The organism is Sphingopyxis sp. OAS728 (genome assembly GCF_014873485.1).
In the GTDB taxonomy this organism is placed as follows: domain Bacteria; phylum Pseudomonadota; class Alphaproteobacteria; order Sphingomonadales; family Sphingomonadaceae; genus Sphingopyxis.
Genome location: NZ_JADBDT010000001.1, coordinates 2,778,222 through 2,793,810, shown reverse-complemented (window position 1 = coordinate 2,793,810; position 15,589 = coordinate 2,778,222). Strand labels below are relative to the sequence as shown.

The following is a 15,589-nucleotide window of genomic DNA, read 5'->3' as shown; positions in this document are numbered from 1 at the left end:
ATGCCCTTGTATCACAATGACGACCAGGCGATGCTCAAGGACAGCGTCGCCCCCTTCGTGGCCGAACAGGCGCCCGTCTCGCATCTCCGCAAGCTTCGCGATGCTGCTGATGCGACCGGCTTCTCGCGCGATCTTTGGGCGCAGTTCACCGAAATGGGCCTGCCGGGCATGCTGGTGCCGGAGGCGCATGGCGGGCTCGGCATGGGGCATATGGAGGCGGGCATCGTGCTCGAGGAAATCGGCCGCAACCTGACCCCGTCGCCTTTCCTGTCGACCAGTGTCGGCGCGGTCGCCGCGCTCGCCAAGGCGGGTGGGACGCAGGCAGGGCGCTGGCTTCCGGCGATCGCATCGGGCGAGGCGATCATTGCGCTCGCGATCGACGAGGGCGCCAAGCACCGCCCCGACCGCATCGCGACCACCGCGACGCGCGCCGGCAACGGCTTCCGCCTCGACGGCAAGAAGGGCTTCGTCCTCCACGGCCATGTCGCCGACATGAGCATCGTCGCGGCGAAGACCGACGGCGGCATCACTTTGTTCGCGATGCCCAAGGATGCGAAGGGCGTCACCGCCGACCCGCGCCGCCTTGTCGATTCGAGCCTCGCGAGCCATGTCACGCTCGACGGCGTCGAGGTCGATGCTGACGCAGTGATCGGTGAGGTCGACGCGGGCGGCGAGATCCTCGACGCTTTGCTCGCCGCCACCCGCACCGGCGCGGCCGCCGAAATGGTCGGCGTCGGGCAGGGCGCGATGGACATGACCGTCACCTACCTCAAAGAGCGCAAGCAGTTCGGCAAGCTGATCGGCGAGTTCCAGGGACTCCAGCACCGCGCTGCGCATCTCTATGGCGAAATGGAAGTCGCGCGCGCCACGGTGATGAAGGCGCAGGAACTGCTCGATCAGGGCAGCGAAGGCGCGAAACTGATGGTCTCGGTCGCGAAGGCCAAGGCTGGCCGCGCCGCGAACCTGGCGGTGCGCGAAGGCGTGCAGATGCACGGCGGTATCGGCATGACCGACGAATATGACATCGGCCTCTATATGAAGCGCGACCGTGCGCTCGCCGAATACATGGGCGATGTGCATTATCACATCGACCAGGTCGCCCGCATGAACGGGTACTAATCCCACCCCTCCCGCTTGCGGGAGGGGCAGCGAGACTTGCGAGCTTGCTCGCTAGTCGTAGCGGGGAGGGCATTGCGCCCGACATGCCCCACCCCAACCCTCCCCTGAAGGGGAGGGAGTCGAAAGGACAAAGCCATGAACCTAAACGACATGTTCGGCCTCGACGGCCGCATCGCGCTCGTCACCGGCGGCTCGCGCGGCATCGGCAAGATGATCGTCGAGGGCTATCTCGCCGCGGGCGCCGCGCGCGTCTATATCTCGGCGCGCAAGACGGCGCAGATCGAGGAAGCCGTCGCCGATTTCGAAACGCGCTATCCGGGCAAGGTCATCGGCCTGCCCGTCGACCTCTCGACCGTCGAGGGCTGCCGCGCGCTCGCCAAGGAACTCGAGGCGCGCGAGGAACGGCTCGACATCCTCGTCAACAATGCCGGCGCCGCGTGGGGCGAGCCGTTCGAGGGTTTCCCCGAGGCGGGCTGGGACAAGGTGATGGATATCAACGTCAAATCGCCCTTCTTCCTGACGCAGGCGCTCCACGGGCTGCTCAAGGCCGGCGGCAGCGCCGCGCGCCCGGCGAAGGTCATCAATATCGGCTCGATCGACGGCCAGCGTTTGAACCCGTGGGAAACCTACAGCTACCATGCGTCGAAGGCCGCGATCCTCTATCTCACCAAGCGTCTCGCGGCGCGCCTCGTCACCGACCATATCCTCGTCACCGCGATCGCGCCCGGCGCCTTCCAGTCGGACATGAACAAGGCTGCGCGTGACCATGGCGACGCGGTCGCGAAAAGCATCCCGGTCAAGCGCATCGGCGTCCCCGAGGACATGGCCGGCGCCGCGATCTTCCTCGCGTCGAAGGCGGGCGACTATGTCGTCGGCGACACGATCACCGTCGACGGCGGCCTCGTCCACGGGGACCTCAAGACCAGCATCGACGCGTAATCCTGCCTTCGTCACCCCGGACTTGATCCGGGGTCCACGACAGCGCCCTTGGAATGGATGCCGGATCAAGTCCGGCATGACCAAAAGGGAAATGATTGACTCGGCTGCCTCCAAGGTGTATTATGTAGCTAATGCACCAAGGAGATTGTCCATGCGTCTCGCCTTCCTGATTCCCCCGATGATGCTCCTCGCCGCCTGCGGGTCGGAAGAAAAGAAATCCGGCGAGGGCACCGAAATCTCGATCAATGCCGAAGGCGATGGCGGCGGCGTGAAGATCCAGACCGGCAAGGACGGCGGCAATATCAAGATTGGCGGGGACGGCGCCGCGATCGACATCGACGTCCCCGATTTCGTCGATCTCAATATCGAGAGCGACTTCGATATCGATGGCGTGAAGCTCTATCCGGGCAGCAAGGTGACCAAGGTCGACGTCGACGCGAACGACAAGAACGGCGCCGACGCGGCGACGGTGAAACTCGGCTTCACCTCACCCGCCGCACCAACGAAAGCAGCCGACTGGATGGCGGGCGAATTCGCGAAAAAGGGCGTCAAGGTCACGCGCACCGGCGACACGCTCGCGGGCAAGGACAAGGACGGCGCCGATTTCCGCATCAACTTCGTCCCCGACGGCGCGACCGCCAAGGGCGAAGTGGTGATCACGAAAGTCTGAGCGCGAGTTCCTACCCGCTGTTCCGCAGCGCGGTCGCGATCGCGTTGATCGTCAGCTGGATACCCTCGGCAATGCGCGGGTCGGTTTCACCGGCGCGGTGGCGCTTCATCAGCTCGATCTGCAGCAGGTTCAGCGGTTCGATATAGGGCAGGCGCAGCCGGATCGACGCCTCGAGCGCCGGATTCTTCTCGAGCAGCCGCGTCTGCCCGGTGATGTCGAGCAGCCCGTCATGCGCGCGGTTCCACCCGTCGCGAATGCGCCCGAAAATCTCGGCGTGCCCGTCGATGCCCGCCGCGAGTTCGGCGTAGCGCGCAGCGATCCCCATGTCCGATTTCGCGAGCACCATCTCCATATTGCCGAGCAGCGCCGCAAAGAAGGGCCAGCCCGCCGCCATGTCGGCGAGCAGCGCCTTGTCCTCGAACGCGGCAAAACCCTCACCCGTGCCGTACCAGCCCGGCAGCATCGCGCGCGACTGCGCCCAGCTGAACACCCACGGGATCGCGCGCAGATCCTCGATCGCGCTCGATTTGGTGCGGCTCGACGGCCGCGACCCGATCTTCAGCGTCGCGATCTCGGCGATCGGCGTCATCGCGCGGAAGAAATCCTTGAAGGTCGGCGTGTCGTAGACGAGCCCGCGATAGGCAGCGAAAGCGCCGTCCGAGAGCTGGTCCATCGCCGCGGTAAATCGCGCCGCATCCTTGTCGCTCAGCGCCTCGGGCTCGAGGCTCGCGAGCAGGCTCGCCGACACCATCGCCTCGAGGTTCGTCGCCGCGCTCGCCGCCGTGCCATATTTCGCCGCGATCACCTCGCCCTGTTCGGTGATGCGGATGCGCCCCTGCACCGTCCCCGCGGGCTGCGCGCGGATCGCGGCAAAGGCGCTGCCACCGCCACGCCCGACCGCGCCGCCGCGGCCGTGGAACAATTGCATCGCGGTGTCGGCTTCCTCGAACACCGGGGTCAGCGCCTGCGACGCCTGATGCAAGCCCCAGGTCGAGGTGAGATAACCGCCGTCCTTGTTCGAATCCGAATAGCCGATCATCACTTCCTGATGCCCGCGCTGGCCGATCTGCGGGCCGATTTCGGGCATCGCGAAATAACGCGCCATGATCGCGGGCGCGCGGTCGAGGTCGGCGATCGTCTCGAACAAAGGCACGACCATCAGGTTCGATTTGCCCGCCGCATCGCCGCTCCGCCACAAGCCCGCCTCGCGCGCGAGGACATGGACTTCGAGCAGGTCGGACAGCTCCTGCGACATGCTGATGATCCACTGGCAGATCGCGTCCCTGCCCAGCCGCGCGCGCACATCGGCGGCGGCATGGACGATCGCGAGTTCGCCCGCGGTCTCGTCGCTCCACTCGTGCCACGCCGCGGCGAGCGGCCGGTCGCTCGCGAGTTCGGCGGTGAGCAGCGCAACGCGTTCCTCTTCGCCCAGCGCCAGATAATCGGCACAGACGCCCGATACCGACAGCAGCTCGGCGAGCACGCGTTCGTGGACGGCGCTGTTCTGCCGCATGTCGAGCGTCGCGAGGTGGAATCCGAACACCTCGACCGCGCGGATCAGCCGCCCGAGCGCGCCGATGCCGCCGAACTGGCCCTTGCTGTTGATCGACAGGCCATTGGCGATGGTGACGAGGTCGCGGCGGAAATCGGCGGGCGTGTCATAGGGCGCGCCGGTTAGCGCCGAGGGGCGCGGCGGCGCGCGTCCGACGATCTGCGCGTAGGTTGCACAAAGCCGTGCATAGATGCCCGACAGCGCGCGGCGATAGGGTTCGTCGCGGCGGCTCGGCGCGGCGTCGCCGCTCGCTTCGGCCAGCGCCTCGACCGCTTCGGGCACTGTGGCGAGGCTCGCCGACACCGACAGTTCGGCGCCGAGGTGGTGAACCGCGTCGATATAATGGCCGAGCACCGCCGCGGCGTTGCGCCCCGTCGCCATATGCATCGTCTCGGCGGTGACGAAGGGGTTGCCGTCGCGGTCGCCGCCGATCCAGCTCCCGACGCGCAGGAAACTCGCCGGACGCTGCCCCAGCTCGGCTTCCCAACGCGCGTAAAGCTTGGGCACGACGGGCAGGAAGACGTCGCGTAAATAGGTCAGCGCATTGTCGATCTCGTCGGCGACGAATAATTTCTCGGTGCGCAGCGGGCGCGTCTGCCAAAGGAGGACGATCTGCCGCCGGATCGCATCCTCGACGACATCACCCTCGGGCGTTTCGTCGACGCCGCGGTCGCGCAGCAGCATCAGCTCGGCGATGCGGTTCTTGTGGTCGAGCACCGACTTGCGCCGCACTTCGGTCGGGTGTGCGGTGAGCACAGGCGCGACGAGCGACGCGCTCAGCAGCGCCGCGATCGCGTCGCCGTCGATCCCATCGGTCTTCAGCTTTTCGATCGCCGCTGCGACCGTCGCCTCGGGTTCAGCCGCGACCCCCTGCCGGTCCTCGGCAAGGTTGGCGAGCATCGAGAAGAGCATGAAACCGCGCACGAATGCGATCGTATCGTCGAGGCTCAGTGCATCGAGCCCCGGGTCGATCGCTTCGGCCCCGGCGATCCCGCGGTGCCGGTCGACGCTCGACGAGCGGATATATTCGGTCTGGCGGAACAATTTGTCGCCGCCATAGGCGCGGATGACGTCGCCGAGGATCCGCCCCAAATAGCGGATGTCGGGATTTTGCGAGATCTGGATAGGTGGGCCCATAAACGCGCTTGCTGCACCTGCGAACACACACGGTCAAGCCGCGCATAGCTATGCGCGCGTTATATCAGTGCGTCTTGACGAGGTTCAGCACGCCCAGATCGATCTCCGACGCGCCGTCGAACGTAACAGAGTTGCGTGTGTCGGTGATGAACATCAGCTTGCCGTCGTCGCCGGTGATGCGCGCCGACACGGCATAGCTGTGCTTTGCTTCGATCGCGCTGCGGTCGAAACGGAGCAGGAAGGCGATCGGCACCTGCTGCCCATCGGCACCGAATGCCTGCCGCGCGATGGTACGCGCGGGCGCATCGGCAAGGCTGACATCGTCGAGCTTGACCTCGATCTGGGCGCTCGGCGGCAGCGCGATGCGCTCGCGATACGCGATCTTGCCCGACACCGTATATCGCTGGTTCGCGGCCTCGCCCGTCGCGGTGCAGGCGGATAGCGCGAGGACGGAAAGGCCAAGGGCGAAAGCGGCCGTAAGACGAACCATCTTCATTCTCCTGCGAAACGGGCGCATCAAAGGCCGAGAGATTCTATCGCCCGCCAGCCGGCGATGGAAGCGGCATTTGACTGGAACGTCTGGAGATTACCGATTGCGGACGTCTCTTTTGTCGTCACCCCGGACTTGATCCGGGGTCCACGACGACGGCGCGGCTATGGATCCCGGATCAAGTCCGGGATGACGAGCGTCTGAAAACCGACCGGAAGCTGCTGATAGAGGTGAACCCCGGCGAAAGCCGGGGCCCATTGCGGCAAAGCGCGAGGCGAGCGTTGAAATTCTGGGCCGTGCCGGGAGTCACGTGCCTCCCGACACCTTTCGCCGGGGTGCACGCAGGAGCAGCGAACGGCAGCTCACCACCCCAAACCGACGGCTCAGCCTTCGAGTTCAACATCCCAATAGAGCCAGTCGATCCAGCTCGTGTGGAGATAATTGGGCGGAAAGGCGCGGCCATTGTCCTGCAACTGCCAACTCGTCGGGCGCCACGGCTGGCGATAAAGCGGCATATGCGCCTGTTGCGGTGTGCGGCCACCCTTCTTGAGGTTGCACGGCGCGCAGGCGGTCGCGACATTCTCCCACGTCGTGCGCCCGCCCAGCCGGCGCGGCACGACATGATCGAAGGTCAGATCCTTGCCCGACCCGCAATATTGGCACGCGAAACGGTCGCGCAGGAACAGGTTGAAGCGCGTGAATGCCGGATGCTCCGACGGCCTCACATATTGGCGGAGCGCAATGACGCTCGGGATCGGCATCGTCCGCGTCGGCGAGTGAATCTCGCGTTCGTAATTTTCGACGATGGTGACGCGGTCGAGGAACACCGCCTTCACCGCGGTCTGCCAGGGCCAGAGGCTCAGTGGATAATAGCTCAGCGGCGTATAATCGGCGTTGAGAACGAGCGCCGGACAGCTATCGGGATGCCGGGCAAGATCGGGATGGAACATGGCTAGGTAACGCTGCCCCCCTTGTTTCACGGGATGGCGCGCCACTGCCTCCCGCGCGTGACACCATCATTACATGCCCTATCAGATTCTGACGTCAAGGGGGCTTCTGTCCGCAAGATATGGAATGATTCACTTTGACTCGGCACAGCATATGGATTCATTGCCTCTCTCATGCTGACACGCTTCGCCCCCAGCCCGACCGGTGAACTCCACCTTGGTCACGCCTATAGCGCGGTTCTCGCGCACGCCGCGGCGCGTTCGGCCGGCGGGCGTTTCCTGATCCGCATCGACGACATCGACGGCAGCCGCTCGCGCGAGGAATATGTCGGCGCGTCGCTCGCAGACCTTGCATGGCTCGGGATCGATTGGGACGGTGAACCCGTGCGCCAGTCGGACAGGCTCGGCGACTATGCCGCCGCGCTCGATCAGCTTCGCGCGCGGGGTCTCGTCTATCCCTGCTTCTGCACCCGCGCCGATATCGCCGCGAGCCTGTCGGCGCCGCACGGGCCATCGGGCGCCGTTTATCCGGGCACCTGCCGCACCCTGTCCGATGCGGAACGCGCGCGCCGGATGGCGGGCGAGCCGCATTGCTGGCGCCTCGACATGGCGCGCGCTGCCGCCGAGGCAGGCGAACTCGCATGGGAAGAGGCAGAGCAGGGGCTCCGCACCGCCGACCCGCTCGCGCACGGCGATATCGTCCTTGCGCGCAAGGATGCGCCCGCCAGCTATCATCTCGCAAGCACGCTCGACGATGCCGCGATGGGGGTGACGCATATCATTCGCGGCGCCGACCTCATCGCCTCGACCGACGTCCACCGCCTGCTTCAGGCGCTGCTCGGCCTGCCGACGCCGCTCTATCGCCATCATGCTCTGGTCTGCGGCCCCGATGGCAAAAGGCTCGCAAAACGTGACGCCGCGGCGTCGCTCGCTTCGCTCCGCGCGGCGGGCGTCGACGGGCGGGCACTTGCTGCCGATTTGGCCGCCGACCGGCTTCCTTCTGGCTATTCGCTGCAAAATCCCTAGAGTGGGCATATGGAAATCCTGCTCATCCTTGGCGTCGTGATTGCCGCCGGCTTCGTCCTCTTCTCGCTCGCGCGCGGGCTCTTCTATTTCTCGCAAGGCCACCGCGCCCAGATCGACGGCACGGCGCACGAGAATCAGGTGATGCAGAACAAGATGATGATGTCGCGCGTGAAGTGGCAGGCGATCACCATCATGCTGCTTGTGCTGATCGGCCTGTTTGCTGCGGGCAAATAAGCGGGGCATTGACCAGCCCCTTCCCGTTCGCATCGAGCGAAGTCGAGATGCCCATCGTTCGTCCACGCCTGCTGGGTGTCTCGACTTCGCTCGACACGAACGGTTCGGGAGGTCGTTTCATTACGGATTGTGGCACATGGTTAAACTGAACAAAATCTACACGCGCACCGGCGACGACGGCACCACGGGGCTCGTCGACGGTTCGCGCATTGCGAAGTCCGACGCGCTGATGGCGGCGATCGGCGACGTCGACGAAGCGAACAGCGCGATCGGCATCGCCGCAGCCGCGCTCGATCCGGTGAGCGACGAAGCCACGATGCTCGCGCGCATCCAGAACGAGCTGTTCGACCTCGGCGCCGATCTCGCGACCCCGCCCGACATCCAGTTCGGCTTCGGCCCGCACGAGATGGCGCTGCGCATTGTCCCCAGCCAGATCGCGCGGCTCGAGGACGAAATCGACGGGATGAACGATGCGCTGGATGCGCTCAAAAGCTTCATCCTGCCCGGCGGCACCGAAGCCGCGGCGCGGCTCCACCTCGCCCGCGCCGTGACGCGGCGTGCCGAACGCGCGGCGGTCGCGGCGGGCGCGACGCGCGATCTCAATCCGATCGCGCTCAACTATCTCAACCGCCTGTCGGATCATCTCTTCGTGCTTACGCGGCACCTCAACGCCGCGGCGGGTGGCGACATCCTCTGGAAACCCGGCGCGACGCGCTGACTTTATTCGTCACCCGGGACTTGATCCGGGGTCCACAACGTCCCCGCACCGGCAATGTCCCGACTCGGCCGTATGGGGCACCCTATACTTTGGTGTTCCCTTAATGTTCTAGACTTTCCATCGCGGCGTAACCATAATTGGTCGACCAGCGAAACCGAATCACACCTCGGGGGATTGTCTCACCATGGCCAGCCGCACCGATGCTTCGCCGACGACCGACACGATGGAGAGCCTTGTGCAGCGCTTCGCCGTGACCCGGCGGCTGTCGCTCGACCTTGTCGCGAAGCTCTCCGACGCCGATGCCAGCGCGCAGTCGATGCCCGACGCTTCGCCCGCCAAATGGCATCTCGCGCACACGACCTGGTTTTTCGAAACCTTCATCCTGCGCGATCATGTCGCGGGATACCGCCTCTTCGACGAGCGTTACCCGTTCCTCTTCAACAGCTATTATGAGGCTGAGGGGCCGCGCCACGCGCGCCCGCATCGCGGCCTGCTGACGCGTCCGTCGCTCGACGAAATCTGCATCTGGCGTGCGCATGTCGACGCTGCGGTGCAAAGCGCGCTTCCCGATCTGTCGGCCGCCGCGCGGACGCTCATCGAGCTCGGCATCCATCACGAGCAGCAGCATCAGGAATTGCTGCTCACCGACCTCAAGCATCTGTTCGCGCAAAATCCGCTCGGGCCGGCGGTGTGGGACAATGCAATCGTGAGTGAAGTTACGCAGTTTTCCGCCATGAAGTGGGTGAAGGGTGCCGAGGGGATCGCAGCGACTGGCCACTCTGGCGAAGGCTTCGCCTTCGATTGCGAAGGCCCGCGCCATGAGGCGCTGCTCGCCCCGCACGCGCTCGCCAGCCGCCCGGTGAGCAATGGCGAATGGCAGGAATTCATCGCCGACGGCGGCTATCACACACCGTCGCTCTGGCTCAGCGACGGCTGGGCGTGGGTGCAGGCCGAAAATATCGATGCGCCCGCCTATTGGGACGGCGACCGCCAGTTCACGCTGTCGGGCTGGCGCGAAATCGATCCCGCCGCGCCGGTGACGCACATCAGCTTCTTCGAGGCCGACGCCTTCGCGAGCTGGGCGGGCGCGCGCCTACCGACCGAGTTCGAATGGGAAGCCGCTGCGGCCGCCTTCGACCCACACGGTGGACAGCAGCTCGATAGCGCGGGGCCGGTACAGCCGGCCGCATCCGACGGTGACACCGACCTGCAACAGATGTTCGGCAGCGTGTGGGAATGGACCGGCAGCGCCTACCGCCCCTATCCCGGCTTCCGCACCGCGCCCGGCGCGGTCGGCGAATATAATGGCAAGTTCATGAGCGGCCAGTTCGTCCTGCGCGGCGGCAGTTGCGCGACCCCGCGCGGCCATGTGCGCGCCTCCTACCGCAATTTCTTCTACCCCCACCAGCGTTGGCAGTTCACCGGCGTGCGGCTCGCAAAGGATCTTTGACCATGGGCGTTGTGCGCAATCTTCGTCAGGTTTCGGCGGACGACGCCGGCGTCGACATCGCCTTTCGCGCCGACGTCCACGCCGGTATGTCGCAAAGACAGAAAGCGATCCCGGCGCGCTGGTTCTACGATGCGACGGGTTCGGCGCTGTTCGAGGATATCACCGCGCTTCCCGAATATTATCCGACGCGCAGCGAAACCGATATGCTCACGCGCCACGCCGCCGACATCGCGAAAGCCATCGGCCCCGGCCGCGCTGTCGTCGAACTCGGCTCGGGCAGCTCGACGAAGACACCCTTGCTCCTCGATGCGATCGAACCCTCGGCCTATGTGCCGGTCGATATTTCGGGCGATTTCCTGCGCGGCAGCGCCGAGGCGCTCGCGGCGCGGTTCCCGGGCCTCGCCATCTATCCGGTCGAGGCCGATTTCACCCAGCGCGTGACGATGCCCGATGAAATCGCCGACCTGCCCAAGCTCGGTTTTTTTCCGGGCAGCACGATCGGCAATATGGTCGCGCGCACGGCGGTCGACCTTTTGCGCAACTGGCGCTGCGCGCTCGGCGAGGGATCGCTCCTCCTGATCGGGATCGACCGGATCAAGGATGTGGCGACGCTCGAACTCGCTTACGACGATCCGGCCGGCGTGACCGCCGCCTTCAACCTCAACCTTCTCGAACGCATCAACCGCGAGCTCGGCGGTGATATCCCGGTCGCGAATTTCAGCCATCGTGCGATCTGGGACGATGTCCATGCACGCATCGAGATGCATCTCGTCGCGGCGTGCGACATGGAGTTCACGATCGACGGCCGCCTCTATGCGATGGCAAAGGGCGAGACGATCCACAGCGAGAACAGCCACAAATATGGCCCGCGCGACGCCAATCTGCTCCTGCGCGCGTCGGGCTGGACCCCGCTCGCGACGTGGGACGATGCCGATCCGGCTTTCGCGCTGATCCTCGCCGAAGCAACCGAGTTCCGCTCCGCCCCCTGACGCGGCTCTTGACGCGCGGGGCCGAGGCCGTAGGGGCACGGGCAGGTTTTCAGCGAAAAGGGCAGGATATGATCGTCGGCGTTATCGGTGCGGGGCAAATGGGCGCAGGCATTGCGCAGGTGTCGGCGGGCGCCGGGCATGACGTGCTTTTGTCCGATATCGACCTCGCGCGCGCCGAAGCGGGCAAGGCGGGGATCGCCAAGGCGCTCGGCCGCCTCGTCGCCAAGGAAAAGCTGAGCCAGGGCGACGCCGACGCGTTGCTTGGCCGCATCACCCCGGTCGCCGATCACAGCGCCTTCGCCCCCGCCGCCCTGGTCATCGAAGCGGCGACCGAACGCGAGGAGATCAAGCGCGCGATTTTCGCCAGCGTCGGCCAGCATCTGTCGGCGACGGCGATCCTTGCGAGCAACACCAGCTCGATCCCGATCACGCGCCTTGCGCAGGCGGCGCCCGATCCGGCGCGCTTCATCGGCGTCCATTTCTTCAACCCGGTCCCGGTGATGGGGCTGATCGAACTGATCCGGGGCCTCGCCACCAGCGACGATACGCTGGCGAAGGTCGAGGCTTTCGGCCGCGGGCTCGGCAAGGAAATCGTCCACGCCAACGACGCGCCGGGCTTCATCGTCAACCGTGTGCTGATGCCGATGATCAACGAAGCGGTGTTCGCTCTGGGCGAGGGCGTCGCGACGATGCAGGACATCGATACCGGCTGCCGCCTCGGGCTCAACCACCCGATGGGTCCGATCACGCTCGCCGATTTCATCGGGCTCGACACCTGTCTCGAAATCATCCGCGTGCTCTATAGCGGCACCGGCGATCCCAAATTCCGTCCGGCGCCCTTGCTCGTCCAATATGTCGATGCGGGCTGGGTCGGGAAAAAGGCGGGACGCGGTTTTTACGACTGGACGGGCGAGGCGCCCGTTCCGACACGCTGACGATGACGCCGCAGGATCTGGCGCGCGCGCAGCGCGGCGTCTTCGCCAGTTCCCTTGGCGCTGCCATTGTCACCGCGCTCGTCCTGTGGTTCGCGTGGAGTTCGGGCGAGCGCTGGTTCCCGCGGATCGACGACCTGGCCGAACGCCTCGGCTTCGCGTTCCGGCTCGACCTCGCCGTGCTGCTTTGCCTGGCCGTCGCAATTTTTAGGGTCTCGACCCAGCGCGTGCGTTCGCCAGAGGATATCGGCGGCAGCGCGTCGCCGTCCGAAAGCCCTGCGGTTCGCCAATCGAGGGCCATTCTGCAGAACACGCTCGAACAGGTGGTGCTTGCCGTCCCGGCGCACTTGGCGCTCGCCACGGTGCTTCCGCCCGAGCGGACGGCGGTACTCGCGGCGCTGGTGCTGCTGTTCGTGACCGGGCGCGCCGCCTTTGCGTTCGGCTATCCATACGGCGCGCCGGGGCGCTCCTTCGGCTTTGGGCTGACAGTCTATTCGACGATGACTGCGATGGCCGGCGCCTTGCTGCTGGCGCTTTGAAAAAGCGCGCGGCGTTAAATTGCTGGACGGAGGCGGCGTCCGGCGGCAGTTTTGGCGCATCATACGGTTCCGAGAAAAATGGGGGAGCCGGCTGGGCTTCTACGCGTTTGATTCCATGCGCCAATCCGGCGCGCCACCGGAGGAAAAACCATGCGCCATGTTTTACTGACAAGTCTGGCCGCGGCGGCGCTCTTGTTGCCATTCGCTGCGCAGGGACAACAGGGCGCGCCGGAAGAATCGACGATCAAGGACACCGCGAACACGGTCGCCGAGCCGTTCGACGGCAAGGAAGTTCCGCCAAAGCTGCTGGCGATTCAGGAGGCGCCCTATTCGCTTGAGGGCTTGGGTAAATGTGCGGCGATCGTCCGCGAGGTGACCGAGCTTGACGCGGTGCTCGGCCCCGACGTCAACGAACAGGTCGACAAGGACCGTGCGAAGAAGCGCGAAGAGACCGCAGGCCGGGTCGCGGGCACGGTAGTGGGAGGGATAATCCCGTTTCGCGGGCTGATCGGCGAGGTCACCGGCGCCAATGCCGAGCGTCGGCGGTATGCGCTCGCTGTCTATGCGGGCACGGTGCGCCGTGGTTTCCTGAAGGGCGTCGGGCTCGAACGCGGCTGCAAGGCGCCTGCGCGGCCCTGAAGAATATCGGCTTGGGAGGGGCGCGCAGATGCAGGTCGACAATATCCGAGCTTTCACCATCGACGTGCCGCAGGCGGCGCTCGATGACCTTAAAGATCGGCTCGCGCGCACGCGCTGGCCAGAAAAAGAAACGGTCGATGACTGGGATCAAGGCATTCCGCTCGTCTATGCGCAGGAACTCGCGGCCTATTGGCGCGACGAATATGACTGGCGGCGGGTCGAGGCGCGGTTGGGTGCGCTGCCTAACTATCTCGCGACAATCGACGGGCTCGACATCCATTTCCTGCATATCCGGTCGGCCAATCCCGACGCACGGCCGCTGGTCCTGACGCACGGCTGGCCGGGGTCGGTGCTCGAATTCCTCGATGTAATAGAGCCGCTTGGTGCCGACTATCATCTCGTGATCCCGTCGCTTCCGGGGTACGGCTTTTCGGGCAAGCCCGAAGAGGCAAAATGGAGCGTCGAGCATATCGGGGCAGCGTGGGACGCGCTGATGCGCGCGCTCGGCTATGATCGCTATTTTGCGCAGGGCGGCGACTGGGGCAGCGCGGTGACGTGTGCGATCGGGATGAATCATGCCGATCATTGCGCGGGCATCCACGTGAACATGGTGGTCGGCGCGCCGCCGCCTGATCTGATGACCGACCTCACCGACAGCGAGAAACTCTATCTCGCGCGCTTTGGCTGGTATCAGGCGAAGGACAGCGGCTATTCGACCCAGCAGGCGACCCGGCCGCAGACGATCGGCTATGCGCTCACCGATTCGCCGGTTGGGCAGATGGCGTGGATCGCCGAAAAATGCCACGGCTGGACCGATTGCGGGCACCAGCCCGGCGGTCAGTCGGTGGGCGGCCATCCCGAAAAAGCGCTTTCGCGCGATGCGATGCTTGATACCGTCAGCCTCTACTGGCTGACGGCAAGCGCGGCGTCGTCGGCGCGGCTCTATTGGCACAGCTTCCGCAGCTTCGCCGCTGGCGAAATTCTCGTGCCCACGGCATGCAGCCTGTTTCCGAACGAGATCATGCGCCTGTCGCGGCGTTGGGCCGAACGGCGTTACAAGAATATCGTCTATTGGAACGAACTCGATCGCGGCGGCCATTTCGCCGCGTGGGAGCAACCCAACCTGTTCGTCGGCGAGGTCCACGCGGCGCTGGCGCAAATGAAATTATAGGGAGAGGCGGCTGGTGGCGCCGGCCGCCTCGCGAGCTCACATCGGCGTATAGACGACGCGGCAGCTTTCGGGTGCCGAACGCAGCGCCGTGTTCCACGTCACGTCGTTGCCATTGCGATGCAGCCGCGCGCCGCTCTTGTTCTCGTAAATCTGGCCACTGTTCGACGGCGTCTGTTTGAGGACCATCGAACGCATGCCGTTGACGCGAACGATGGCCGTATTGCCGACATAGTCGACCTTCAGCTTGGTGCCGCCGCTGCAGTCATAGCTGGTGCCGGTGTTGCGCGGTACCGACGAGCAGGCAGCGAGCGCGAGGATCGCGGCGCCCGCCGCGACAAGAGTCGTCGTCTTCATATCCCGTCTCCCCTTAATATCCCGAGCGTACGCACAGCACGTCGGCGAGGTAGACCCGCCCGCTGACCGTTTCCATATGTTCGCGGGCTGACCCGTTCCAACCGATCGAACGGCACCAGGTGTCGGCGGACTGCGCGGCGCAAGCGGCGGTCGCCGACCCGCGGGCACAAGCGAGCACGCGGTAGTTGCGCTCCGCAGGCTGCGTATGGAATTCGGCGAAATTGCCGCGCGCGACCTGATCGTTGGCGGGCGGGTTCGGGTTCCAGCCGCCGCCTCCTCCGCCGACCGGGCGGATCGACTGGATGGTGAGACCGCGCAGGACGTTGTTCAGCATCGGCGTGTCGCGATCGACCGTCCGGCAATTTCCGCGGTAGCGCGTCTTTTCGCAAAGTTCCCAGCGCCCGTTCGGGACGCGGATCGAATTGACCGGCCAGGCGAGGCCGAGGTTGGGCTTTTCCTCGCCGATGAACACCGCGGGGCCGCGATAGCCGGCATCGCGATAGATGGTCGCTTCGGGTGGGCGGTCGGGGCGGTATCGTTCGGTTTCGACGGTCTGCGCGTATGAAGTGGCGAGGAAACCCGCCCCTATCGATGCCGCAGCCGCGGCAAGAATCGACAAACGATAAGCGGTTTTCATGACAGCCTCCCATTTTGCGAACGCGACCCGGGATTCGTTATATTCC

General features: G+C 65.4%; 17 protein-coding genes. 12 read left to right on the top strand and 5 right to left on the bottom strand.

What is annotated here, in order from left to right; all coding sequences use genetic code 11:
• The 3 genes from GGC65_RS13145 (at position 1) to GGC65_RS13135 (ending at position 2,728) form a co-directional block, all read left to right on the top strand.
• Positions 1-1,119 (top strand): acyl-CoA dehydrogenase family protein, encoded by a 1,119-nt coding sequence (locus GGC65_RS13145; protein WP_192647582.1) that lies wholly within the window; start codon positions 1-3, stop codon positions 1,117-1,119.
• A gap of 135 nt (positions 1,120-1,254) precedes the next feature.
• Entirely contained in the window at positions 1,255-2,058 is an 804-nt protein-coding gene (locus tag GGC65_RS13140) for an SDR family oxidoreductase (protein WP_192647581.1), read from the top strand.
• Between the two features lie 151 nt (positions 2,059-2,209).
• Positions 2,210-2,728 (top strand): hypothetical protein, encoded by a 519-nt coding sequence (locus GGC65_RS13135; protein WP_192647580.1) that lies wholly within the window; start codon positions 2,210-2,212, stop codon positions 2,726-2,728.
• A 10-nt stretch (positions 2,729-2,738) separates the two neighbouring features.
• Here GGC65_RS13135 and ppc read toward each other — a convergent pair whose 3' ends face one another.
• The 3 genes from ppc to GGC65_RS13120 form a co-directional block, all read right to left on the bottom strand.
• Positions 2,739-5,417 (bottom strand): phosphoenolpyruvate carboxylase, encoded by a 2,679-nt coding sequence (gene ppc / locus GGC65_RS13130; protein ID WP_192647579.1) that lies wholly within the window; start codon positions 5,415-5,417, stop codon positions 2,739-2,741.
• 64 nt (positions 5,418-5,481) lie between these two features.
• Positions 5,482-5,907: a YbaY family lipoprotein gene (locus tag GGC65_RS13125; protein WP_192647578.1), complete on the bottom strand. Its 426-nt coding sequence runs from the start codon at positions 5,905-5,907 to the stop codon at positions 5,482-5,484.
• Between the two features lie 383 nt (positions 5,908-6,290).
• Positions 6,291-6,857: an HNH endonuclease gene (locus GGC65_RS13120; protein WP_192649526.1), complete on the bottom strand. Its 567-nt coding sequence runs from the start codon at positions 6,855-6,857 to the stop codon at positions 6,291-6,293.
• A gap of 171 nt (positions 6,858-7,028) precedes the next feature.
• Here GGC65_RS13120 and gluQRS point away from each other — a divergent pair, with 171 nt between their 5' ends.
• The 9 genes from gluQRS (at position 7,029) to GGC65_RS13075 (ending at position 14,552) form a co-directional block, all read left to right on the top strand.
• Positions 7,029-7,880, top strand: a complete 852-nt coding sequence (gluQRS, locus tag GGC65_RS13115; RefSeq protein ID WP_192647577.1) for a tRNA glutamyl-Q(34) synthetase GluQRS — start codon at positions 7,029-7,031, stop codon at positions 7,878-7,880.
• A gap of 9 nt (positions 7,881-7,889) precedes the next feature.
• Positions 7,890-8,114: an HIG1 domain-containing protein gene (locus GGC65_RS13110; RefSeq protein WP_192647576.1), complete on the top strand. Its 225-nt coding sequence runs from the start codon at positions 7,890-7,892 to the stop codon at positions 8,112-8,114.
• Between the two features lie 136 nt (positions 8,115-8,250).
• Positions 8,251-8,832 (top strand): cob(I)yrinic acid a,c-diamide adenosyltransferase, encoded by a 582-nt coding sequence (locus GGC65_RS13105; protein WP_192647575.1) that lies wholly within the window; start codon positions 8,251-8,253, stop codon positions 8,830-8,832.
• Positions 8,833-9,016: 184 nt separating this feature from the next.
• A complete protein-coding gene (egtB, locus tag GGC65_RS13100) occupies positions 9,017-10,282 on the top strand; it encodes an ergothioneine biosynthesis protein EgtB (RefSeq protein ID WP_192647574.1) in 1,266 nt (421 codons plus the stop codon).
• Positions 10,283-10,284: 2 nt separating this feature from the next.
• Positions 10,285-11,271 (top strand): L-histidine N(alpha)-methyltransferase, encoded by a 987-nt coding sequence (egtD, locus tag GGC65_RS13095; protein WP_192647573.1) that lies wholly within the window; start codon positions 10,285-10,287, stop codon positions 11,269-11,271.
• A gap of 68 nt (positions 11,272-11,339) precedes the next feature.
• Positions 11,340-12,206: a 3-hydroxyacyl-CoA dehydrogenase NAD-binding domain-containing protein gene (locus GGC65_RS13090; RefSeq protein WP_192647572.1), complete on the top strand. Its 867-nt coding sequence runs from the start codon at positions 11,340-11,342 to the stop codon at positions 12,204-12,206.
• 2 nt (positions 12,207-12,208) lie between these two features.
• Positions 12,209-12,742 (top strand): MAPEG family protein, encoded by a 534-nt coding sequence (locus GGC65_RS13085; protein WP_192647571.1) that lies wholly within the window; start codon positions 12,209-12,211, stop codon positions 12,740-12,742.
• A gap of 150 nt (positions 12,743-12,892) precedes the next feature.
• A complete protein-coding gene (locus tag GGC65_RS13080; protein WP_192647570.1) occupies positions 12,893-13,381 on the top strand; it encodes a hypothetical protein in 489 nt (162 codons plus the stop codon).
• Between the two features lie 28 nt (positions 13,382-13,409).
• On the top strand, positions 13,410-14,552 hold the full coding sequence (locus tag GGC65_RS13075) for an epoxide hydrolase family protein (protein ID WP_192647569.1): 1,143 nt from the start codon (positions 13,410-13,412) through the stop codon (positions 14,550-14,552).
• Between the two features lie 36 nt (positions 14,553-14,588).
• On the opposite strand, the gene GGC65_RS13070 is transcribed toward GGC65_RS13075, so the two are convergent.
• Together GGC65_RS13070 and GGC65_RS13065 are read right to left on the bottom strand one after the other, a co-directional pair.
• Positions 14,589-14,906, bottom strand: coding sequence for an MliC family protein (locus GGC65_RS13070; protein ID WP_192647568.1), 318 nt, complete (start codon positions 14,904-14,906; stop codon positions 14,589-14,591).
• 13 nt (positions 14,907-14,919) lie between these two features.
• Positions 14,920-15,543: a beta/gamma crystallin-related protein gene (locus tag GGC65_RS13065; protein WP_192647567.1), complete on the bottom strand. Its 624-nt coding sequence runs from the start codon at positions 15,541-15,543 to the stop codon at positions 14,920-14,922.
• Positions 15,544-15,589 lie beyond the last annotated feature (46 nt).